Here is a 21,952-nt window from a genome sequence, read left to right on the forward strand (position 1 = left end):
GTCTGATATGCACAACCAGACAGCTCCAGGAACCTCCTGGGGCTGTCAATTGTTTAACTCACCGTGACATCACCCTTTCACCAGACTGCGGGCTGTCGGGTAGTCGGTGATCAATACGTCAATATAATTCCCCTGCAATGCCCCGCGTATCGCATTCTGTTTTTCCACACCACCAGCCAAAGCAATCACGTGGTTACACTCCCGGATCTGCGAAAGCTCCATTCCGATGACCGGGTCTTCCTCATGGCTGAGTACCGGGTTACCTGCTGCATCGTAATAATGCAGACAGATATCGCCTACTGCGCCGCGCTCGGCGAGCAGTCGCAACATTTCTTCGTTGTAGTAGTTGCCTGAGTTTTTCAGCAATTGAGAAGGCTCCAGTTCGCCAATACCGACAATTGCCACATCCACTTCAGCAAACTTTTCAACCACCGCGGCAACGTCAGGGCTGTTAACCAACCGTGTACGCTCTTCAACCGAATGCTCAATACTTTGTGAAGGCAGCAGCCAGGCCGGACAGCCAAGGTGCGCTGCCAACTGTTGCGTAAGAATCGTGGCCTGCACGTTACCATTCGGCCCTACGCCGCCCAGCAGTTGGATCACCCCCGCCGCACGGATATTTTGCGGGTGCATCTCATCGACCATACAGCGAATGGTGCTACTCCAGGAGGAAATTCCAACCAGGTCCTCGGCTCGCAAGCGGGTTTCAACGTAATGCGCCGCCGCACTGCCAATAGCATGCTTAATTTGCGTATTGCTAGGGTTGTCACCGACATCCACGACAATCGCCTGACGAATACCAAACTGCTCTTCAATGGCTTTTTCCAGCGCCACAAAGATATTGGTCGGCTGTACGACGGTGATTTTCACCAGCCCTTCTTTCTGACAACGCGTTAAAGCACGGGAGACAAAGGACTGCGACAAATGCAGCAGCGTGGCGATTTCAGACTGTTTTTTATTTTCGGCGTAGTAAAGCGTGGCAATCTTAACCAGCAACCGCTGTTCATCCTGCTTTGACATGGCATTCCCTCTGATAAACTTCCTGTTATTTTTATTCATACCTGAATAGATAACAAGTCATCAGTACCTTTCCAGTTATCACGTTAGTGTGATCCTTTTCTCTTTTCTCCAAAATTTGGTGGCACAAGCCGTAGACAAACCGCCAGACAAGGCATATCTTTAATCGTGAATAATAAATCAGTAGTGAATATTTATTCTAACCAATAACGACTGACTGTTTTATCTGCAGATTACGTAGTGGGTAGAGAGACAGTTGCACTACTGCACTCACATGGAATATTTATTCATTCAAGATTAAACATTCAAGAGGTGTCTTATGAATCCGTTTTCGCTCTCAATACCAGAGCTAGAAAAGAAAGCACGTGCCGTGCGTCGCCGCATTATCGTGTTGAATGCTGAAAGCCCGGCTGGCGGGCACACTGGCGCAGACCTGTCGCAGGTTGAACTGCTGACAGCACTCTATTTTCGCATCCTGAATTGCTCCCCGGAGATTAAAGAGAGCGACGAGCGCGATATCTACATCCAGTCAAAAGGTCACGCTGTGGGCGGTTACTACTGTGTCTTGGCTGAAGCCGGTTTTATTCCTGTGGACTGGCTGGCGACCTATCAACACGCTGATTCGCATCTGCCGGGGCATCCGGTAAAACATAAAACGCCAGGAATTGAATTGAATACCGGAGCTCTTGGTCACGGTCTGCCGGTTGCAGTAGGGATTGCGCTGGCGGCTAAACGCAGCAACAGCAAACGCCGGGTGTTTGTCGTCACCGGTGATGGTGAACTGGCCGAAGGCAGCAACTGGGAAGCAGCACTGGTCGCTGCCCACTATAAACTGGATAACCTGATTATCATCAACGACAAAAATAACCTCCAGCTTGCCGGATCAACCAAAGAGATCATGAACACCGATCCGCTGGATGAAAAATGGCGAGCCTTCGGTATGCAAGTCACAGAGTGTCGCGGGAACGATATGAGCGATGTGGTGCGCACGCTGGAAGGATTAACCCCTGAAGGCAAGCCATATGTCGTCATTGCACACACCACCAAAGGAGCCGGGATCTCTTTTATCCAGGGCCGCCCGGAATGGCACCACCGCGTGCCAAAAGGAGAAGAAGTTGAACTGGCGCTGGAGGAACTGAAAGATGCGTAATAGCGAACACCTCGCCACCGTCATGGTGAACACGTTAATTGCCGCGGTCAAACGTGGAATGGATGTTGTGCCGGTGGTGGCTGACTCAACATCAACAGCCAAAATCGCCCCATTTATGAAGGAATTTCCCGGTCGTCTGGTCAACGTGGGTATTGCCGAACAGACGTTGGTCGGTGCTGCTGCCGGACTGGCGCTGGGCGGTAAAATCGCCGTCACCTGTAACGCTGCGCCCTTCTTGATTTCACGGGCCAATGAGCAAATTAAAGTCGACATTTGCTACAACAATACCAACGTGAAGTTGATTGGCCTGAACGCAGGGGCCAGCTACGGACCGCTCGCCAGTACGCACCACAGCATTGATGATATTTCCGTGCTACGCGGTTTTGGCAATATTGAGATTTACGCCCCGTCCTGTCCGGTGGAATGCCGACAGATTCTCGATTACGCCTTAAGCCACATAGGTCCGGTTTATATTCGCCTGGATGGCAAAGCCTTACCCGAATTACACGACGGAAACTACCAGTTCGCGCCGGGTAATATCGATATTTTGCGCAAAGGAAAAGATGTCGCACTGGTGGCAATGGGCTCAACTGTGCATGAAATTGTCGAGGCTGCCACAGTGCTGGAACAGGCGGGTATTGACGCCAGCGTAATCAGTGTACCGTCAATTCGTCCCTGCAATACCCAACAGCTACTGGCAGCTTTAACCCACTGCAAGGCAGTGGTTAGCGTGGAAGAACATAACATTAATGGCGGCGTGGGAAGTCTGGTGGCTGAAGTGCTGGCAGAAGCTGGCTGTGCCATTCCACTGCGTAGATTGGGGATTGCCGATGGCCAATATGCAATCGCAGCCGATCGTGCAGCAACGCGCGCACGCCATGAAATTGACGCGGCGGGTGTCGTGAAAAACGCCACCGCACTGTTGCTGGCAACACGATAAAACAATAACAACAACAGAACACTTACTGGAGAAAGCGATGTCACGAATTCCTCATCAGTTGACCATGGCGGTGATTATTGGCAATCGGGGATTTTTCCCGAGCTATCTGGTTGCTGAAGCCCGCGAACAAGCCAGCGTGCTCTTTGAGCGGCTGGGCATTAACACCATAATGCTCAACGAAACGCAGACAGAACTCGGCGGTGTTGAAACCCGTCAGGATGCGAAAGTTTGTGCTGAACTTTTCCGCGCTCACCGCGACAAGATTCACGGTGTGGTGGTACTACTGCCGAACTTTGGCGATGAAAAAGCGATAGCGGAAACGCTGAGACTTTCCGGTTTAGATGTCCCGGTTCTGATCCAGGCGCAGGAAGACAACCTGGATAAAATGGGGCTTGCCACTCGCCGTGACAGCTTCTGCGGCAAGATCTCCCTGTGCAATAACATGCGCCAGTACGGTATTCCGTTTACGCTAACCACCCAGCATGTCTGCGACCTGTCAGGCGAGGTGTTTGCACAAGACCTGAAACGTTTCGAACAAATCTGTCGCGTGGTCGCCAGCATGCGCGGAGTTCGCGTCGGCGCTATCGGCGCACGTCCAGCCGGGTTTAATACCGTCCGTTACAGCGAAAAATTGCTCGAAAGACTGGGTATTGCCGTTGAAACACTGGATCTGTCTGAAGTCTTTACCCGCATCAAACGACTGCGCGACGACGATATCCGGGTGGATGAAAAACGCCGCCTGTTGATGGATAACGCCGACGCCAGCACCATTCCAGCCGACAAACTGGTCACCATGGCAAAACTGTTTGTCGTTATCAGCGAATGGGTCATCGCTAATGATATTGATACGACTGCCATCCAGTGCTGGACCTCGCTGCAGGAAAATTTAGGCATCAACGTGTGCTCAATCATGAGCGTGATGTCCGGGCAGTTAATGCCCAGTGCCTGCGAAGTGGATGTGATGGGCGCGTTGTCAATGTACGCCCTCGCCAGCAGTAACTTAAGTCCAGCATCCATTGCCGACTGGAACAATAATTTCGGCGACGATCGTGATAAATGCGTTCTTTTTCACTGCGGTAATTTCGCATCAGCCAGTCTGAACAGCCCGAAGATGGGGACGGCGGATATCATCGGTACCACCGTCGGTAAAGAGAACACCTGCGGTGCAGTTCATGGTCGTATGAAAAGCGGTGCCTTGACCTACTTCCGCCTGAGTACCGACGATTTAACCGGCGAAATCAAAGCCTACGTTGGTGAAGGGCTATCGGTTGACGATCCGCTGGACACTGTCGGCTGCCGAGCGGTAATCCAGGTGCCTCATCTGGAGAATCTACTGGCCTGGATTTGTCGTAATGGCTTTGAGCATCACGTGGCAATGAACCATTCCGCCAGCGCAGAGGTACTGCATGAAGCTTTCACCCGCTATCTCGGGGTGGATACCTTTTTCCATCGCTAATACTCAGGGAAACCGAAGGGCTGGAGAAAACAATGTCAGCACAAAAAGACATTATTATTGCGCTTGATGAAGGCACCACCAATGCCAAAGCCGTAGCGCTGGATGGTCAGGGAAACGTGGTCGCGAAGTTCTCCCGCGCGCTGGCGATCCACACGCCCCGTGAAGGCTGGGTTGAACAGTCAGGTGATGCACTTCTGGACGCATCGCTGGATGTTGTGGCACAAGCCATTACCTGCGTCGGCGCACAACGCGTCGCAGCGCTGGCGATCAGCAATCAACGTGAAACGGCGATAGGCTGGTATCGTGCCAGCGGTCGCCCTCTCGGCCCTGCTATCACCTGGCAATGTTCGCGCACGGCCGATTTTTGCCGTGCATTACGTGAACAGGGACACGAGGCGTACATAAAATCCATCACCGGATTACCCGTTGCCCCACTCTTTTCCGCCTCTAAAATGCGCTGGCTGCTGGAATCAGTTCCCAACGGTATGACGCTCGCACAGCAAGGGGAAATATGTCTCGGGACCATCGATAGCTGGTTACTGTGGAACTTAACGCACGGCAAGGAATTTCGTTGCGACATCTCCAACGCTTCACGCACGCAGTTGCTCAATCTCAACAGCGGACAATGGGATAGCGAGATGTTGGATCTATTCGGTATTCCGCAGCAGGCGTTACCCGAAGTTTGCCCTTCCAGCCACCATTTTGGCGTAACAAAAGGTCTGGAGAGGATACCTGATGGAATCCCTATTCTGGCGATGATTGGCGACTCTCATGCTGCGCTTTTTGCCCATGGGTTGGGTATGGAAGGCTGCGTCAAAGCGACCTATGGTACCGGATCTTCCGTTATGGCTCCCGTATTCTCGGCGCAGTCCGAGGTGAGCGCGCTGGCAACGACCATAGCCTGGCATGACGGTGACACCCTGGTCTACGGACTGGAAGGTAATATTCCGCATACGGGAGATGCCGTCGCATGGATGGCCGATAGCACAGGTCTTAGCGAATTACCGGAAGAGCAACTGCTTCATGAGCTCAATACGCTGCCCGCCACGGTTGACTCCACGCTGGGCGTCTATTTTGTTCCGGCCCTTACCGGGCTGGGCGCGCCCTGGTGGGATGAAGATGCCCGGGGGTTGATTCACGGTCTCAGCCGCGGAGTGAAACGCGCACATCTGGTACGTGCGGCACTGGAGTCGATTACCTATCAGATTGCCGATGTTGTTTTAGCGATGCGCCAGCACAACGGTTTTCGACTCAGCGCGTTAATGGTTGATGGCGGGCCAACAAAAAATGACTGGCTAATGCAGTATCAAGCCGATTTATTGGGCTGTCCGGTGATGCGCGGCGATATCCCTGAACTTTCCGCTATCGGTGCCGGATTGCTGGCACGCAAGAAGCTGCAAGGTGCATCTACCAGCCAGTTGCGAGATTATCTGCCCGAACACGTAGCGTTCCAGCCAAACATGGCGCGCCATGGGAGATTGCAAAAACGCTGGCATGAATGGCAAGGAGCCGTCGAACGCACCCGTTGGCAAACCCGTTAATAAATCAACGCTAATGATAAATGCGCCCGCAGCCATAACTGACTGTGGGCGCACTGTTAATTCTTCAAAAGCGAGCTACTGTTGCTGACACGCCGCCAGAGATCGGCGTTGCTGCCCTTTTTCATCGAAGTTGTCGGCAGCCAGCCAGCGCTGCAAAACAGCGTCGCACTGGGGCCATTCACTATCAATCATCGATAACCAGTCGCTGTCGCGATTACGCCCCTTGCGCACAATCTTCTGGCGAAAACGTCCTTCGAAGATAAACCCAAGGCGCTCCGCCGCCCGACGGGAAGCCGTGTTCAGAGAGTCACATTTCCACTCCACGCGACGATAGCCCAACGCAAACGCCTGGCGCAGCAACAGCCAGATGCTTTCGGTGCCGAGTACCGTATTTTTCATGCGCGGTGACCAGGTTACATGACCAATTTCAACCGAACCATGCTCCCGTTCGATCGCCATAAAGCACACCAGTCCCACCGCACGACCGGAACGCTGTTCAATGACAGCATAGGGAACCAGAGATGCATCCGTGGATTTGCCCTCTACCCAGCAAGCTGTGGCCTCAACGCTCGTGGGGCGAGAACTTGCAAGCCAGGTCCAGTCGCGATCGTCTGGCGCCTGCGCGTAAGCATCAAACAGATCGGCGGCATGGCTGTCGGCATCCAGGGGAACCAGTCGACAATATTGCCCTGCAAGTTCTTCCCGCGGCAGTACGGCGGCACCATTCCAGTCAGGCACAATATCGCCGACGGTCTGTCCATAAAGATTAATTTCCGGCACGATTCAACCCCTGTTGCGAAGTAAAAAATAGTTATAACACCGGCCATTTCGCCGTCAAAGCATCGCGGGGGGATTTCTGACATCGAACAGAAATTCAGCGGCCCTTCTATATGCAGCTTGCAAGATGACGCGTCTATACTGATTAAAAATCAACGCTGAAGAGAACACTATGTCCCTACCCGATTTTCATGTTTCTGACCCTTTTACGTTAGGCATTGAACTGGAAATGCAGGTGGTCAATCCTCCGGGCTACGACCTGAGCCAGGACTCTTCCCGACTGATTGACGCCGTAAAGCCGCAGCTCACCGCCGGAGAAGTAAAGCACGATATCACTGAAAGTATGCTGGAGATGGCGACCGGGGTTTGTCGCAATATCGACCAGGCGAGTGCTGAATTATCCGCCATGCAGCAGATAATCTCACGGGTTGCTGCCGAGCATCACCTCGCCATCTGTGGCGGCGGTACGCATCCGTTTCAAAAATGGCAACGTCAGGAAGTCTGCGATGACGAACGCTATCGGCGCAACCTGGAAAATTTTGGCTATCTTATTCAGCAGGCGACGGTATTCGGCCAACATGTGCATATCGGCTGCGCAAACGGCGATGATGCTATTTACCTCCTGCACGGCCTGTCGCGATTTGTTCCCCATTTTATTGCGCTCTCTGCCGCCTCGCCTTATATGCAAACGTCCGACACGCGGTTTGCCTGCGCGCGGCTGAATATTTTCTCTGGATTTCCCGATAATGGCCCGATGCCGTGGGTGAATAACTGGCAGGAATTCGAGGGGTTATTTCGTCGACTGGCTTACACCAGCATGATTGATAGCATTAAAGATTTACACTGGGATATCCGCCCCAGCCCGCACTTTGGTACGGTAGAGGTTCGCGTCATGGACACTCCGCTAACCCTTGAACACGCAGTCAATATGGCGGGACTTATTCAAGCTACCGCCCACTGGTTGCTCACTAAACGGCCATTCAAGCACCAGGAGCGTGATTACCTGCTGTATAAATTTAACCGTTTTCAGGCCTGCCGCTTTGGCATGGCGGGAATCATCACCGACGTCAATACCGGCGATGGGCACCGCCTGTCAGATGACACGCTACGGCTACTGGAGAATGTCGCCGCTTCTGCGGACAAAGTAGGCGCGACCAGCGCGATTGAATCCTTACGCCTGCAGGTTAAAAATGGTCATGATGAAGCGCAGAGCATGCGTGATTTTGTCGCCGATGGCGGATCTCTGAGTGGTCTGGTGAAAAAACATTGTGAGATTTGGGCCGGGTTGTAAGCGTGGCGTTTGCGTTGCCCACAGAGATCCCGGACAATGGCTTTTTAACTCAAGTTTAACAATGCCATGAAACACCCGCTTGAATCACTGATGACCGCCGCAGGGATCCTGCTGCTGGCTTTTTTGTCTTGCCTGCTGCTGCCCGCCCCCTCACTGGGCATTGTGCTGGCACAAAAACTCGTCGCCACCTTTCATCTGATGGATCTCAACCAATTTTATACTTTGCTGTTTTGTCTGTGGTTTTTACTGCTGGGGGTGATTGAATATTTTGTACTGCGTTTTATCTGGCGGCGCTGGTTCTCGCTGGCGGATTAGGCCCGCGAGAACCCTTTGCCGTTAATGCGTTCGGCTATGATTTTCTTTGCGATACGCGCCCGGCGGCTGGCTGAACGTACGGGTGAAAATTCGCGTAAAGGTCTGCTGCGAATCGAATCCGTATTTCAAACAGATGTCATACACTTTCTGGTCGGTATCGCGTAGATCGCGCGCCGCCAATAGCAGCTTACGCTCGCGGATGTAGCGCCCGAGGCTTTCGCCTTTGTACTGCATAAAAAGACGCTGCAGGTGCCATTTGGAATATCCCGCATGGCGTGCAATATCATCAATGCGCAATGGCTGATTCAAATTATCATCAATCCATTCAACAATCGTATCAATGACCTGAGCAGAAATCGTCATCATGCTCTCCCCTGTATTCATTGAGTCGCCTGTTGCCACCAGGCCGTAAACGGTTGGTCCGGTTCGGACAGTATTACCGGTTCACCCAGCATTGGCGTCAGTAGTCGGTAATCCTGACGACGGCTGGCAAGCGCCAGTCGTTTGTAGGGATCATCCCAGGTATGTTTCGCCAGAACGAAACGGCCGGCATGCCCTGGCAACACGGCTTTCGCATGCAGATCGGCCGCAGCCTGCGCCGTCTCTTCAGGCATCATGTGAATAAACTTCCAGTCCTGGTCATATTGACCGTTCTCCATAATCGCCAAATCAACCGAGCCAAACTGCTCACCGATGGCTTTAAAATGCGGTCCATAGCCGGAATCTCCGCTGTAATAAACGTTCTGCTCCGGCGTTTCGAACATGAAGCTCGCCCATAGCGTCTGGTTGCGCTTGATACCGCGCCCCGAAAAATGACGGGCAGGCAGCACATGAACGATCAGCGAATCCGTCACTCTGACGGACTGATTCCAGTCCCGCTCTTCGATTATCTCGCTGCGCATCCCCCAGTAACGCAGATGCGACCCTACGCCGAGCGGCGTAATCACTCGCTTAATTTTCGGCATTAACGCCTTGATAGTGGCGAGATCCAGATGGTCATAGTGATCGTGCGAGATAATGAGCAGATCGATCTCCGGCATCGTCTGCGCAGTCCACGGATAATCCCCGGCAAAGGCTTTGTTCAGGAATGAAAACGGTGCGGCATAATTGCTAAATACCGGATCAATCAGGATACGTTGACCCGCCAGCTGCAAATACCATGAGGAGTGGCCCAGCCAGACCAGAGTATCCTGCTGTGGCGAAAGTCCGGCGAGATCGGTTGCCACCAGCGGTAACGGCTGCGCCGGGCGCGCATTATCACGCTTAGCGACCAGAAACTCCCACCAGGCCGCCAGCATGCCTTTGTTGCCGGTATAGCCCGGTGTCGGCACCTGGTTATGAAACTGTCCATCACGATAGTGAGGTGACTGTTCAACCAAACTCAGTTGTGCCCCTTGCGGGGCCTGACCAAACCCGGCATTGAGTACAAACGGTAAACTTGCAGCTGCGGCAATAAGCATAATAACAACCACACAAACTGTGAGACGCTTCATATCCTGACCTTAAACGCGCCCCTTTCCGCTGGTTTGCGCGACTGACTCTTGATTATGAGTGAGTAAGCACTCATTATAGAAATCGAAAGTTCGCCGTCAAGATGATTTTCAATCTTTGACATTCGCCGTTGCGGTGCTGCAAAGGCCGTGATTCAATCATGTTTTTTACAGACTTAAGGGTAAAGTGTAGTGGCTCGTCCGAAGAGTGAAGACAAAAAACTGGCATTACTGGAAGCTGCAACCACAGCATTTGCACAATCAGGCATTGCGGCATCTACCGCCGTGATAGCCCGCAATGCAGGGGTTGCGGAGGGGACGTTGTTTCGCTATTTCGCGACCAAAGATGATTTGATCAACGAGCTTTACCTCTTTTTGAAGCAAGACCTTTGTCAGTCGATGATGGCAAATTTGGATCGATCGGTGACCGATGCCAAAACCATGACTCACTACATCTGGAACAGCTACATTAGCTGGGGCCTGAACCATACCTGCGGGCATCGCACGATTCGTCAGTTGGCCGTCAGCGAGAAAATCAGTAAAGAAACGGAACAGCAGGCTGACGATATGTTCCCGGAACTGCGCGATCTTTGTCATCGCTCCGTACGACCTGAGTTTATGTCTGACGAGTATCGCGCCTTTGGCGACGCGCTGTTTCTTTCTCTGGCAGAGACCACCATGGAGTTCGCCGCCCGCGACGCGGCTCGCGCAAAAGAATATATTTCGATGGGATTTGAGGCGATGTGGCGCGCACTCACCCGTGAGGAAAAATAATGGACGGCCAGACCTTACATGCCTGTGCAAAGCGCCTTGCGCTCGAACTGCCTTTTACCGAGCACTGCTGGCCATTCGGCCCGGAATACGATGTCTTCAAAGTCGGCGGCAAAATTTTTATGCTGGTCTCAGAGCTTCGCGGACGCCCGCTGGTTAACCTGAAAGCCGATCCGCAAAAGTCACTGTTAAACCAGCAGATCTACCCCAGCATTAAACCCGGCTATCACATGAATAAGAAGCACTGGATATCGGTCTACCCAGGCGACGACATTACCGAGTCATTACTGACGGAGTTGGTAAATGATTCATGGCATCGCGTCGTAGACGGCCTGGCGAAGCGGGATCAAAAACGCCTGCGTCCAGGTTGATTTATCGTTAACTCCGATAAGTGTTTTTGCATTTTCCTGTCTTATCTTTTTCTTGCTAACCCTGTACCCTACTGAAACAAAACGCACCCGCAGGGTATGAAAAATCACCAGGAGTAGTTATGGATATTGTTTCTGTCGCCTTAAAACGTTACTCCACTAAGGCATTCGATCCGAATAAAAAACTGACCGCTGAGCAGGCCGAAAAATTAAAAACGCTGCTGCAGTTTAGTCCGTCCAGCACCAACTCTCAGCCGTGGCACTTTATCGTTGCCAGCACTGACGAAGGTAAAGCGCGCGTAGCGAAATCCGCAGCCGGCGGCTTTGTATTCAACGAACGTAAAATGCTGGATGCTTCCCACGTCGTGGTGTTCTGCGCCAAAACGGCGATGGACGATGCCTGGCTGGAGCGCGTGGTGGATCAAGAAGAGCGCGATGGCCGTTTCGCCACCCCTGAAGCCAAAGCCGCAAACCACAAAGGCCGCACCTTCTTTGCCGACATGCATCGCAAAGAGCTGAAAGATGACAACCACTGGATGGCAAAACAGGTGTATCTGAACGTCGGTAACTTCCTGCTGGGCGTGGCGGCGATGGGTCTGGATGCGGTGCCGATCGAAGGCTTCGATGCGGCGGTGATGGATGCAGAATTTGGCCTGAAAGAAAAAGGTTTCACCAGCGTAGTTGTGGTCCCGGTGGGTCATCACAGCGTAGAAGATTTCAACGCCGCGCTGCCAAAATCTCGTCTGCCGCTGGAAACAACACTGACGGAAGTTTAATCCCCGCATTTGCATAAGCTCTACACAGCGGTCATCATAGACCGCTGTTTATTAAGGAGACGTTATGCAGGAATTGATATCTCAGGTAGAAGAACTCGGCATTGAAATAAATCACACCACCTCACTGGTAATGATTTTTGGCATTATTTTTATCACCGCCATTATTGTTCACGTTATTTTGCACTGGGTGGTATTACGCGCATTTGAAAAGCGCGCCAACGCCAGCTCCCGCCTGTGGCTACAAATCATCACGCAGAACAAGTTATTTCACCGGCTGGCATTCACCCTGCAGGGTATCATTGTCAATATACAGGCCGCACTCTGGTTACAGAAAGGCAGTGAAGCAGCAGAAATATTAGTAACCTGCGCACAGCTGTGGATCATGATGTACGCCCTGTTGTCCTTGTTTTCCCTGCTGGACGTCATTCTCAATCTGTCGCAAAAATTCCCTGCCGCATCGCAATTGCCGCTAAAAGGCATATTTCAGGGCATCAAGCTCATCAGCGCTATTGTCGTCGGAATATTGATGATTTCCCTGCTGATTGGTCAGTCACCGGCAATATTGATAAGCGGTCTGGGTGCCATGGCCGCCGTGTTAATGCTGGTGTTTAAAGATCCGATCCTCGGGCTGGTGGCCGGAATACAGCTTTCAGCCAACGATATGTTGAAGTTGGGTGACTGGCTGGAAATGCCTAAATACGGCGCAGATGGCGCGGTGATTGATATTGGCTTAACCACCGTAAAAGTGCGCAACTGGGATAACACCATCACCACTATCCCAACCTGGTCACTGGTATCGGACTCTTTTAAAAACTGGAGTGGGATGTCGGCTTCCGGTGGGCGACGCATTAAACGCAGCATCAGCATTGATGCTACCAGCATTCATTTTCTTGATGAGGATGAGCGTCAGCGGCTGCATAAAGCGCACCTGCTGAAACCGTATTTGACCACGCGCCATCAGGAAATTGACGAGTGGAATCAGCAGTTAGATGCGCCTGAATCGGTATTAAACCACCGTCGGATGACGAATATTGGCACCTTCCGCGCCTATCTGAACGAATATTTGCGTCATCATCCGCGGATTCGCAAAGATATGACGTTAATGGTGCGCCAGCTTGCGCCAGACGATCACGGTTTACCGATCGAAATTTATGCTTTTACCAATACGGTGGTCTGGCTGGAATATGAAAGTATTCAGGCTGATATTTTCGACCATATATTCGCCGTGATCGAAGAATTTGGCTTGCGCATTCATCAGTCACCCACCGGAAATGATATTCGCGCGCTGTCAGGCGCATTTCAACGCTAACGCTCAGGTACTGGCGCGTGAAATATAGCGCCAGTCCATCATCACCCTTTCCGTCTGCGCGTCAGGATTTTCTATTTTATTCAGCAGCAATCCTACCGCTTTGCGGCCTATATCCCGCGAGGGCTGCTCAATGGTCGAAAGCTGTGGGGAAACCATTTCTGCCAGTTCCGTACCGTCGAATCCCACTACGGCGATATCCTGCGGGATCTGTAATCCGGCATTGAAAATAGCACGCATCGCGCCAGCGGCCAGCGTGTCCGATACGGCAAACACCGCGTCGGGTTTCACCTCTGCGGCAAGCAATGTTTTCATCGCCGCAATTCCTGCGCTGGAACTTAATTCCCTGGCGTATTCTACGGCCTGATACTCAAGCGACAGCGCATGCAGCGCCGCTTTATAGCCGCGTTCGCGCAACCGGGCGTATTTATAACTCAGATCATGATTGATCAGCGCAATGCGTCGATAGCCCTTTTCCACCAGGTGAGATATTACCGACTGCGCAGCGTCAACATCGTTAATCCCTACGCAGGAAACCGCGCCTTTATCAGCATATTCCGCACACTGAACCCAGGGAGCGTCGCCAATCAGCGTGGTCAGTTCCGGTAATTTTGAGAATGCATCCATGGTGATAATGCCATCAACGATTTTCCCAGACAGCAGCTTTAGCGCCGATTTTGAGCGGGCGGTATCCGAGCCGGAATTACACAGCAAAATGCGATAGCCATTCTTTTCCGCCTCTTCTTCAATGCCTTTAACAACCTCTGCACAAAAAGGGTTGGCAATGTTGGAAACCATCACCAGAATCATCGAACTGCGTGCCGTACGCAGCTGACGAGCCAGCAGGTTGGGCTGATAATTGCTTTCTTTAATAGCCTGAAGCACGCGCTCGCGATTTTTGGCTTTGACGGTATCACTGTGATTCAGCACACGCGATACCGTCGCCACCGACACACCGGCAAGCTGGGCGATTTTTTGAATAGACATAACGACGACAAGTCCTGCGGTTTAGGCTTTACGTTGAGGCTACCATAAAATCACTGCCCGGCGAACCGGGTGCGTGTTTAGCGCTGCACTGATACCCAGCGCTGCTGCTGATGGCTTTTTATAATCGCATCAATGATATACATCACATCCGCACCATCAGAAAATGACGCAAATCGACGCCCCGCCGTCGCGGGCATTTTGCCTGCCTGCACCGCCTGATAGAACTGCTGCATCATATTCTTGAACGCATCCGGCCAGCCCTCAATATGCCCACCCGGAAAGTGCGCACTGGCAGCAACATCCGCATTCATCAATCCTGGGTCATCCGTCAGGATCTGGTTCGCCTGCTGACGGTGCCCGATCCAAAGCTGTTGCGGCGTTTCCTGATCCCAGTGCAGTGAACTCTGGCTACCGTTAATTTCAAAGCTCAGGTGATTCTTGCGCCCGGCACTCACCTGTGAAACGCTAAAGCAGCCTTTGCTACCATCGTCAAAACGTACCAGCACCGATCCACAATCTTCCGTCGTCACCGCTTTATCCTCAAATTGCAGGTCAGCCGTTTGCTGGCCAAACGTAGCGTTACTGGCGATGCTGGCTTTTCGTACCGGCCAGACGATAGCCAGATCGGCCATCACCTCGACAATACGTTTTCCAGTGACGAATTGCACCGTGTCACACCAGTGGGAACCGATATCCGCAACCGCCCGTGAGTTGCCGCCCTGTTTGGCATCGACCCGCCAGTTGTAGTCAGTTTCCAGCAGCATCCAGTCCTGCAAATAGCTCCCCTGGACGGCAAACAGACGCCCCACGCTACCGCGCCTGACCATGCTGGCAGCCTGTTGTACCATCGCAAACTGACGATAGACAAAGCTCACGCCGTGCACCACTCCTACCTGCTCCGCCAGCGTTTCCAGTTCACGAGCCTCATCAGGCGTCATACACAGCGGCTTTTCTGAAAACACGTGCAGACCCGCGCGTAAAATCTGCCGATTGATGTCGGCATGCAGATGATTCGGCGTACAGTTATGCACCACCTGCAGTCCGGGATGCGCCAGCAGCGCCTCAACGCTGCCGTACGCGTGAGGAATATGAAGAGCATCTGCACGTTCCTGGGCAACCGCCAGCGAGCTATCGCAGAGCGCCACCACGTTCACACCGCCGAGTCGACGCAACGCCTCGATATGTGCAGGCCCAATAAAACCGCTGCCAATAATGCCAACCTGTATCATTTGCGTACCTCATCGCCAGCGGCGAAATCATCAAATGCGCGTGAAGAAACCGGAATAATGTGGCGGCGTATAAAATCGCTCCCCTCACGCGCCCCGGTTTGCGCGTCTTTCAGGCAACACTCCCATTCCAGTACCGCCCAGCCAGGGAAATCATATTGTGTGAGCTTGCTGAAGATGGTTTTGAAATCGACCTGACCGTCCCCCAGGGAACGGAAACGCCCAGCGCGATCGAGCCACGGCTGATAACCGCCATAGACACCACTGCGGCTACTGGCATGGTACTCAGCGTCCTTGACGTGAAACGCTTTAATGCGCGAGTGGTAAACATCGATAAACCCAAGGTAATCCATCTGCTGCAATAACAGATGGCTCGGGTCATAGAGAATGTTGCAGCGAGGATGATGATTAACCAGCGCCAGAAAGCGCTCGAACGTTACGCCATCGTGCAGGTCTTCACCGGGATGGATCTCAAAGCAAACATCCACCCCATGATGATCAAAGCGATCGAGAATGGGTCTCCAGCGGCGCGCCAGCTCCAGAAAAGCCTCTTCAAAGCGCTGACGGTTATGCGGTGGCCACGGATAAAAGAAGGGCCAAGCGAGCGAACCAGAAAACGTAGCATGCGCCGTCAGCCCCAGCCTTTGCGAAGCCACAGCGGCCTGGTGGAGGATTTCGATGGCCCACGCCTGCCTGGCCTGCGGATTAGCGCGTACAGATGGCGGAGCAAATCCGTCAAAAGCGTCATCGTAAGCCGGATGGACGGCAACCAGTTGGCCTTCAAGATGGGTAGATAGTTCGCTAATCACCAGCCCATGCCCGGCCAGCATCCCACGAATATCATCACAATAGGCCTGACTTCTGGCTGCTTGTTCGACATCAAACAACGACTTGTGATTACACGGGATTTGTAATGCCTTATAGCCCAGCTCCGCCGCCCATTTTGCCACGCCTTCCAGGGTGTTAAATGGGGGACGATCCCCGATAAATTGCGCCAGAAAAATGCCAGGCCCCTTGATGGTTTTCATAACCCCTCCTGAAAATTAAGCCTGCTCTTTGTCGTCATACTTGAAAGAGAAAAGGAAAATCACGGCAATCACTGCGGCAGCCACTGCCGGGATCCACCAGAATGTGGTCCATGCCTGAGGCACCGTTTGCCCCGCCACCAGACGGTTGTAAAGTGCGCCTGAAATTTGCGAACCAAGCAGCATACCGATCCCATAGGTAAACATAACGATCATGCTTTGCGCCTGACCTTTTACTTTCTCCCCGGCGATACGATCGGTGTAAATAAAGCCGACCACGAAGAAGAAGTCGTAGCACACGCCGTGCAGCAGAATGCCGAGATACAGCAGGAATCGGCCCTCTTCGCTGATGCCGAGGGCAAAGAATGCGTAGCGCACAAACCAGGCGCACATCCCGATTAACAACATGTATTTCACGCCCAGACGCCTGAACAGGAACGGGATCACCAGCATGAAGAAAATTTCAGACATCTGACCAAACGACATCGCCGTACTGACATCGCTAACGCCCGCATCAGCAAGAAACGACGCGGTATATGCGTAATAGGTTCCCAACGGTACAGAAATAAGGGTCGCGCAGAGCGAGAAGACAAAAAAGTGACGAACCTTGAGTAAGGCGAAAGCATCCGCACAAAACAGATCGCGCACTTTTACCGACAGTCCTTTCGCCGGTGCTGGCGTGTTGGGCAACGTCAGGCTGTAGAGCGCCAGAATCACAGAAATAACCGCCGCCAGCGTAAAGATTCCGGTAGTATCCGAGATTCCGGTTACGCCGATAAAAATCCCCGCGACAATCCAGCCAATGGTGCCAAACACCCGCACCACCGGGAAAGTTTTGTCTTTATCCGACAGGCTATGAAAAGCAATGTTGTTGGTAAGCGCCAGCGTTGGCATGTAGCACAACGTGTAGCCAAACAGCAGACCAATCAACAGCGCACCGTTTTGCGCCACCAATGCCTGCGGAACAAACCAGAGGATCGCCGCGCCTGCAAGGTGCATCACCGCCATCACCTTTTGCGAGGCAAAGAAGCGGTCTACCAGCATCCCTAAGACGAACGGCGACAGAATAGAAGCAATGGGCCCGGCTGAAAACGCATCGCCAATCAGCAGCGACATGTTGTGCTGGCTCATCACCAGCCCCAGCGTGACGGACCAACTTCCCCAGATAAAGAACTGTAAGAACATCATTAGCGACAGCCGGGGTACCAGCAGCCGGTACTGTACGTTCTGTTTTCCACTACTTTCGGTTGTTGACACCATTTTTTGCCTCACCTTTAAAAAGTAATCGATTACAAAATAGATTCAATAGAAAAGTAATCGATTACAAAATAAAGATCCTGCCAGCAAAGGCAAAATTGCGAGAGCGGTCACGATAAACATTGAGAGAAGATCCGATCCCATCCTGACGATGGGATCGGTAGAAACTTAGCGGGACTTACGACACAGCAGTTTGAAGGCAACGAACAGGAACAGGATCCACACCGGCAGGAGGATAGCTGACAGGCGCATATCGTCCATCGTACACATCAGCACCAGAATCATGCCAAGGAAAGCAATACACAGATAGTTCCCTGCCGGGTACAGCAGCGCTTTGAACTGCGTGTCACGTCCCTTACGACGCATCGCCGCCCGGAATCGCAGATGGGCCAGGCAGATCATAATCCAGTTCAACAACAGCGTCGCCACAACCAGCGCCATTAGCAGGCTAAAGGCCTTTTGTGGCAGGACATAGTTGATCAGTACGACCAGAGACGTAATAGCACCGGAGAGGATCAGTGAATTCACCGGTACGCCGCGACGGCTGACGCGGGTTAAGAACTTCGGCGCGTTCCCCTGGACAGAGAGACCAAACAGCATACGGCTGTTAGAGTAGACGCCACTGTTATATACCGACAGCGAAGCCACCAGAATGACAAAGTTCAGCGCTGAAGCCACCACGTTGCTATCAAGATTATGGAAGATCATCACAAACGGGCTGCTGTTGGATTTCACTTCCACCCACGGGTACAGCGCCAGCAGCACCACCAGAGAACCGATGTAAAACAGCAGAATTCGGTACACCACCTGGTTTACCGCCTTTGGAATGCTTTTCTGCGGATCCTGCGCTTCTGCGGCAGTAATCCCGATAAGCTCAAGTCCGCCAAAGGAGAACATAATCACCGCCAGCGACAGAATCAACCCGTTCCAGCCGGTGGCAAAAAAGCCGTTGTAACGCCACAGGTTATCAATGCTTGCATGTTCCCCGCCGTGACCGGAAAACAGCATCCACACGCCAAAACCAATCATGCCGATAATGGCCAGCACTTTAATCAGCGCAAACCAGAATTCCGTTTCGCCATACAGACGTACGTTGACCAGGTTAACCGCGTTGATGATCACGAAGAATGCCGCGGCCCAAATCCAGGTCGGGACATCGGGCAGCCAGTACTGCATGTAGATCCCAGCCGCGGTCAGTTCCGCCATGCCAACCAGCACAAACATCACCCAGTAGTTCCAGCCGGACAGAAATCCCGCGAACGGTCCCCAGTATTTATAGGCAAAATGGGCAAACGATCCGGAAACGGGTTCTTCCACCACCATTTCGCCCAGTTGACGCATAATCAAAAAAGCGATGATCCCGGCAACACCGTAACCTAGTAACACCGCAGGTCCCGCCATCTGAATAGCCGGGCCAATGCCCAAAAACAGGCCGGTACCAATTGCGCCGCCCAGCGCAATTAATTGAATATGGCGGTTTTGCAACCCCCTCTGAAGCGTCGGCTCATTCGTTGACGCGGCATCAGACACGCTGGTGTCAGATGCAGTTGACGCGTTTTTCACGCCCTTCCCCTGTGTCGTTTTTATTGAAGGGGCTTCTTTTAACATTTCAACCTGGTTGTCGCAAGGCGCAATAAGGACCCGCTGTGCCCGTGGCATTGCGTTTGTTCATAATTACAGTGAATTATTCTGGACGAAAAGGCATCGCAGGCCACAGAATGCGCTTTACTGTTTTTCTAACATTTTCAAACGGGTGAACCCGCTGTATTTCAGCCACTCGTTTTTGAGCCAGGCCAGGCAACGACTGTCATGAATAAGATCATCAAACGACTGGAAATCGTCAAAAGCGCTATTGAACTGGAAGATGAGGAGATTATTTTCCAGCAGGTAGATCATCTGAAAAATGAGCCTATGTCAGTCTTGCCAGGCGCCATCGTTCAGGCGCTCGAAGCACGGCGCTTTAGTGACGCCCTACGTGAAATCACGGCCTGGCTGCAATCTCAACGGGCAGTCTCAACGTGGCAGGATCCTGCCATTGCCGCCAGTAAACTGGAACTAAAAGCGCTCGAAACACAGTTGCGTGACCTGATCGATAAGCGCAACACGCGCATTCAAATCCTCGATGATTTCAACGATCTGTATCATCTTCGCCTTGGGCCGCTGATGAGCCGGATCCTCGAGTTGCGTAAACAGCTCGCCGCCAGCGCCCAGCGCAAACAGGAAGCGGAGCGAAAACGCCGGGAACAAGACTATCAATCCTGCCAGCACTATATTTCCCAGGCTGTTGATCAACTGGCCAGGCTTAAGCAGCTCTGGATGAACCAGAATTCAGATTCGCGCGAATCGGTGGAAACACGTCAACGAATTCAGCAACAAACGGAGCTTATTACCGCCCTGCTGGCGGAGATTCGTGAGCTGGAAAACGACTTTTCTCGCCAGGACGACAGCGCAGCCCGTCAGGCACAGGAAGAAGCCAGCCATGAATATGATGAATATCAGGAGCAGCAGCAGGATGCGCAACATCGTTTTAGCCGTGACCAACGACTTTCTTCTGAAGAGCGTAATGAGTTAAAACGCCTGTGGCGTCAGGCCAGCCGTCTTTGTCATCCGGACGTGGTGGCGGACGATCTGAAAGAGAAAGCGCATCAGATGATGGTGCAGCTTAACCAGGCGCGCCAAAATGCCGACCTTGCTGCCGTTCGGGCGCTACTGACTCAATTGCAAAGCGGCCTCGAACCGATGATGGCGAGTGACCGATTGAACGATCTGCAGCATTTACGCAGCAAAATACAGCAGCTCAGAGAACAAATTAACGCTCTGCTCAAAGAGATTACCGAACTGGAAGCTGAGAACGCCTGGCGCCTTGCCACCTCCGTGACGGATAAAGAGGCTTACTTCTCCGATCAACAACGGGCGCTTACGGAAATCCGCAATACGCTGGAACAACAGGTGCAACAGGTTGAGCAGGAGCTGTTGGCGGGGTAAGCTCTATCAGCGATAGCAAGCAGAAAATACAACATCTTCAAGGGAGGTTTGAAGATTAAGCACCAAATGATAAAAATAGCACAAAATGCTTATCCATTAAGATAAGTCAGAGTTATCAACTTAAATACTCGAATTTTAGGTCGATAACTGCAAATAAGACAATATTTCTCTCTCCCACCGCTCTCCCTCTCTCTTTATCCTGGCCTTGATTAAGAATTCTCCTACCTGCCAATAGTCCCATTAAGAAGAATGGTTATCTGTTTGAAATATAAGATTTTTCATATAAATCCCCTCCAGTACAAATAGGAATACCCTGTCTTTATAGAAATGGCTGAAACATTATTCGCGTGATCCATAAGCGAAATCTATCAATCATTTACTCAGAGCTGAAATAAACGATTTATCTTAAATTTTAACAAAGTGTAATATCTACTTTAAGAATAGTTAATGATTCAAATTAATACAGAAAATACCTGTTGAATCTGCAATAAATAAGGATGCGTTCACACCAAAGAACGTCATACGAGATTTAATTAACATTTCATGCGTCGCAAGAAACTCTTTTTTTAGCCTAAAAAAAGAGGCGACCGCCTGCACCAAAATTTCAAGGAGATCGTTATGTCTAAGGCTATTTTTTTGGGTGAATCAATTTATCCCTGGCTAGGCATGCGAGAAATCCTACGTGGTTCATCATTATATATTGATATCGCGTACTACTCCTCTCAGACGCTTTCTGCCGTCAACATAATCCCTTATGAAATGGATTGCATCATTATTAATCCTGACAACTCAGATTTTTTAAAATATGCCAGGATTATCCGCAACATGGCTTTACGCCCTGCCACAAAAATTATTGTTTTGGCAGATGAAGCTACTTTTTCTATTTTTCAAACCGTTTGCGGGAGGAACATGCTGTTCCTCGATCAAGACGCCAGCCTTGATCGGTTACTGCATGCCGTGACGTACATATCACAAAACAAAAAACCAATTAATATCAAAGAAATAAATAACAAAATCACAGCAAACGAATTTAACGTAATGATGATGCTTGCTCGGGGTTGGTCATTGACTCAAATCGCTGGGGCATCACAAAAAAGTGAAAAAACCATCGGGGCGTACAAAAGCAACATTGCCAGAAAACTCGGGAAAAATAACTCCCGACTCAAGTACACCATTTCTCACTATAGCCAGCCGTAACTGACTTATTTAAGGACAATTATCACGGTTATTATTTAAAAGATTTTCTTTCGGCTCACTTTTTAATTCCGCATCGC

The 21,952-nt window shown here is 51.6% G+C and carries 21 protein-coding genes; 12 read left to right on the plus strand and 9 right to left on the minus strand.

The features are described 5' to 3' along the window. Positions 1-69: 69 nt before the first annotated feature. Entirely contained in the window at positions 70-1,020 is a 951-nt protein-coding gene (locus HV345_RS16960) for a sugar-binding transcriptional regulator (protein WP_047358065.1), read from the minus strand. Positions 1,021-1,336: 316 nt separating this feature from the next. Between HV345_RS16960 and HV345_RS16965 the strand changes: the two genes are divergently transcribed. Genes HV345_RS16965 through HV345_RS16980 form a run of 4 tightly spaced genes read left to right on the plus strand, consistent with a single transcriptional unit; the run spans position 1,337 to position 6,104 of the window. Then, positions 1,337-2,167 carry a transketolase gene (locus tag HV345_RS16965; RefSeq protein ID WP_016152181.1) on the plus strand — a complete coding sequence of 277 codons (831 nt, stop codon included), beginning with the start codon at positions 1,337-1,339 and terminating at the stop codon, positions 2,165-2,167. Then, positions 2,160-3,107, plus strand: coding sequence for a transketolase family protein (locus HV345_RS16970; protein ID WP_181635843.1), 948 nt, complete (start codon positions 2,160-2,162; stop codon positions 3,105-3,107). The genes HV345_RS16965 and HV345_RS16970 overlap by 8 nt, the downstream gene beginning before the upstream one ends. A gap of 37 nt (positions 3,108-3,144) precedes the next feature. Further along, positions 3,145-4,563 carry an L-fucose/L-arabinose isomerase family protein gene (locus HV345_RS16975; protein WP_181635844.1) on the plus strand — a complete coding sequence of 473 codons (1,419 nt, stop codon included), beginning with the start codon at positions 3,145-3,147 and terminating at the stop codon, positions 4,561-4,563. Between the two features lie 32 nt (positions 4,564-4,595). Next, a complete protein-coding gene (locus HV345_RS16980; RefSeq protein ID WP_181635845.1) occupies positions 4,596-6,104 on the plus strand; it encodes an FGGY family carbohydrate kinase in 1,509 nt (502 codons plus the stop codon). A gap of 75 nt (positions 6,105-6,179) precedes the next feature. On the opposite strand, the gene HV345_RS16985 is transcribed toward HV345_RS16980, so the two are convergent. Then, a complete protein-coding gene (locus tag HV345_RS16985) occupies positions 6,180-6,884 on the minus strand; it encodes a GNAT family N-acetyltransferase (RefSeq protein WP_103765988.1) in 705 nt (234 codons plus the stop codon). A 169-nt stretch (positions 6,885-7,053) separates the two neighbouring features. Between HV345_RS16985 and HV345_RS16990 the strand changes: the two genes are divergently transcribed. Beyond that, positions 7,054-8,172, plus strand: coding sequence for a YbdK family carboxylate-amine ligase (locus HV345_RS16990; protein WP_019076232.1), 1,119 nt, complete (start codon positions 7,054-7,056; stop codon positions 8,170-8,172). A gap of 66 nt (positions 8,173-8,238) precedes the next feature. Next, entirely contained in the window at positions 8,239-8,487 is a 249-nt protein-coding gene (locus HV345_RS16995; RefSeq protein ID WP_016152175.1) for a DUF1158 domain-containing protein, read from the plus strand. Positions 8,488-8,508: 21 nt separating this feature from the next. Here HV345_RS16995 and HV345_RS17000 read toward each other — a convergent pair whose 3' ends face one another. Both HV345_RS17000 and HV345_RS17005 read right to left on the minus strand, forming a co-directional pair. Beyond that, positions 8,509-8,850 (minus strand): RamA family antibiotic efflux transcriptional regulator, encoded by a 342-nt coding sequence (locus tag HV345_RS17000; RefSeq protein ID WP_003021996.1) that lies wholly within the window; start codon positions 8,848-8,850, stop codon positions 8,509-8,511. A gap of 17 nt (positions 8,851-8,867) precedes the next feature. Then, a complete protein-coding gene (locus HV345_RS17005) occupies positions 8,868-9,980 on the minus strand; it encodes an MBL fold metallo-hydrolase (RefSeq protein WP_016152174.1) in 1,113 nt (370 codons plus the stop codon). Between the two features lie 189 nt (positions 9,981-10,169). On the opposite strand from HV345_RS17005, the gene HV345_RS17010 reads away from it, so the two are divergent. The 4 genes from HV345_RS17010 (at position 10,170) to HV345_RS17025 (ending at position 13,201) form a co-directional block, all read left to right on the plus strand. Then, positions 10,170-10,751 (plus strand): TetR/AcrR family transcriptional regulator, encoded by a 582-nt coding sequence (locus tag HV345_RS17010; RefSeq protein WP_016152173.1) that lies wholly within the window; start codon positions 10,170-10,172, stop codon positions 10,749-10,751. Then, positions 10,751-11,119, plus strand: coding sequence for an MmcQ/YjbR family DNA-binding protein (locus tag HV345_RS17015; RefSeq protein WP_115190851.1), 369 nt, complete (start codon positions 10,751-10,753; stop codon positions 11,117-11,119). Before HV345_RS17010 ends, HV345_RS17015 begins: the two co-directional genes overlap by 1 nt. Positions 11,120-11,238: 119 nt before the next feature. After that, positions 11,239-11,892 carry an oxygen-insensitive NAD(P)H nitroreductase gene (gene nfsB / locus HV345_RS17020; RefSeq protein ID WP_016152171.1) on the plus strand — a complete coding sequence of 218 codons (654 nt, stop codon included), beginning with the start codon at positions 11,239-11,241 and terminating at the stop codon, positions 11,890-11,892. Between the two features lie 64 nt (positions 11,893-11,956). Further along, positions 11,957-13,201, plus strand: a complete 1,245-nt coding sequence (locus tag HV345_RS17025) for a mechanosensitive ion channel family protein (protein WP_016152170.1) — start codon at positions 11,957-11,959, stop codon at positions 13,199-13,201. Between the two features lie 3 nt (positions 13,202-13,204). Here the strand turns inward: HV345_RS17025 and HV345_RS17030 are convergent, their stop codons facing one another. The 5 genes from HV345_RS17030 to pheP all read right to left on the minus strand — a co-directional run bounded on the left by HV345_RS17030 (position 13,205) and on the right by pheP (position 19,256). Then, positions 13,205-14,185, minus strand: coding sequence for a LacI family DNA-binding transcriptional regulator (locus HV345_RS17030; protein WP_181635846.1), 981 nt, complete (start codon positions 14,183-14,185; stop codon positions 13,205-13,207). Between the two features lie 77 nt (positions 14,186-14,262). Next, positions 14,263-15,414 carry a Gfo/Idh/MocA family protein gene (locus tag HV345_RS17035; protein ID WP_181635847.1) on the minus strand — a complete coding sequence of 384 codons (1,152 nt, stop codon included), beginning with the start codon at positions 15,412-15,414 and terminating at the stop codon, positions 14,263-14,265. After that, positions 15,411-16,439, minus strand: coding sequence for a sugar phosphate isomerase/epimerase (locus HV345_RS17040; RefSeq protein WP_181635848.1), 1,029 nt, complete (start codon positions 16,437-16,439; stop codon positions 15,411-15,413). Before HV345_RS17040 ends, HV345_RS17035 begins: the two co-directional genes overlap by 4 nt. Positions 16,440-16,454: 15 nt before the next feature. Next, the gene (locus tag HV345_RS17045; protein WP_181635849.1) at positions 16,455-17,696 is read right to left on the minus strand and encodes an MFS transporter; all 1,242 of its coding nucleotides are present in this window, start codon (positions 17,694-17,696) and stop codon (positions 16,455-16,457) included. A 165-nt stretch (positions 17,697-17,861) separates the two neighbouring features. Next, entirely contained in the window at positions 17,862-19,256 is a 1,395-nt protein-coding gene (pheP, locus tag HV345_RS17050; RefSeq protein ID WP_032931079.1) for a phenylalanine transporter, read from the minus strand. Positions 19,257-19,502: 246 nt separating this feature from the next. On the opposite strand from pheP, the gene HV345_RS17055 reads away from it, so the two are divergent. After that, the gene (locus tag HV345_RS17055; RefSeq protein ID WP_016152164.1) at positions 19,503-20,678 is read left to right on the plus strand and encodes a DnaJ family molecular chaperone; all 1,176 of its coding nucleotides are present in this window, start codon (positions 19,503-19,505) and stop codon (positions 20,676-20,678) included. A 618-nt stretch (positions 20,679-21,296) separates the two neighbouring features. Continuing rightward, positions 21,297-21,875 (plus strand): LuxR C-terminal-related transcriptional regulator, encoded by a 579-nt coding sequence (locus HV345_RS17060; protein WP_131380880.1) that lies wholly within the window; start codon positions 21,297-21,299, stop codon positions 21,873-21,875. Positions 21,876-21,952 lie beyond the last annotated feature (77 nt).

Source organism: Citrobacter sp. RHBSTW-00986 (assembly GCF_013783065.1).
GTDB classification, from domain to species: Bacteria; Pseudomonadota; Gammaproteobacteria; order Enterobacterales; family Enterobacteriaceae; genus Citrobacter; species Citrobacter braakii.

Excerpts from the sequence above, each read along its gene's own strand:
- HV345_RS17005 (WP_016152174.1), bottom strand. The coding sequence starts at position 9,980 with ATGAAGCGTCTCACAGTTTGTGTGGTTGTTATTATGCTTATTGCCGCA.
- HV345_RS17000 (WP_003021996.1), bottom strand. The coding sequence starts at position 8,850 with ATGACGATTTCTGCTCAGGTCATTGATACGATTGTTGAATGGATTGAT.
- HV345_RS16995 (WP_016152175.1), top strand. The coding sequence starts at position 8,239 with ATGAAACACCCGCTTGAATCACTGATGACCGCCGCAGGGATCCTGCTG.
- HV345_RS16975 (WP_181635844.1), top strand. The coding sequence starts at position 3,145 with ATGTCACGAATTCCTCATCAGTTGACCATGGCGGTGATTATTGGCAAT.
- HV345_RS17055 (WP_016152164.1), top strand. The coding sequence starts at position 19,503 with ATGAATAAGATCATCAAACGACTGGAAATCGTCAAAAGCGCTATTGAA.
- HV345_RS16970 (WP_181635843.1), top strand. The coding sequence starts at position 2,160 with ATGCGTAATAGCGAACACCTCGCCACCGTCATGGTGAACACGTTAATT.
- HV345_RS17040 (WP_181635848.1), bottom strand. The coding sequence starts at position 16,439 with ATGAAAACCATCAAGGGGCCTGGCATTTTTCTGGCGCAATTTATCGGG.
- HV345_RS16965 (WP_016152181.1), top strand. The coding sequence starts at position 1,337 with ATGAATCCGTTTTCGCTCTCAATACCAGAGCTAGAAAAGAAAGCACGT.
- HV345_RS16980 (WP_181635845.1), top strand. The coding sequence starts at position 4,596 with ATGTCAGCACAAAAAGACATTATTATTGCGCTTGATGAAGGCACCACC.
- HV345_RS17035 (WP_181635847.1), bottom strand. The coding sequence starts at position 15,414 with ATGATACAGGTTGGCATTATTGGCAGCGGTTTTATTGGGCCTGCACAT.
- HV345_RS17025 (WP_016152170.1), top strand. The coding sequence starts at position 11,957 with ATGCAGGAATTGATATCTCAGGTAGAAGAACTCGGCATTGAAATAAAT.
- HV345_RS17045 (WP_181635849.1), bottom strand. The coding sequence starts at position 17,696 with ATGGTGTCAACAACCGAAAGTAGTGGAAAACAGAACGTACAGTACCGG.
- nfsB (WP_016152171.1), top strand. The coding sequence starts at position 11,239 with ATGGATATTGTTTCTGTCGCCTTAAAACGTTACTCCACTAAGGCATTC.
- HV345_RS17030 (WP_181635846.1), bottom strand. The coding sequence starts at position 14,185 with ATGTCTATTCAAAAAATCGCCCAGCTTGCCGGTGTGTCGGTGGCGACG.
- HV345_RS17015 (WP_115190851.1), top strand. The coding sequence starts at position 10,751 with ATGGACGGCCAGACCTTACATGCCTGTGCAAAGCGCCTTGCGCTCGAA.
- HV345_RS16990 (WP_019076232.1), top strand. The coding sequence starts at position 7,054 with ATGTCCCTACCCGATTTTCATGTTTCTGACCCTTTTACGTTAGGCATT.
- HV345_RS17060 (WP_131380880.1), top strand. The coding sequence starts at position 21,297 with ATGTCTAAGGCTATTTTTTTGGGTGAATCAATTTATCCCTGGCTAGGC.
- HV345_RS16960 (WP_047358065.1), bottom strand. The coding sequence starts at position 1,020 with ATGTCAAAGCAGGATGAACAGCGGTTGCTGGTTAAGATTGCCACGCTT.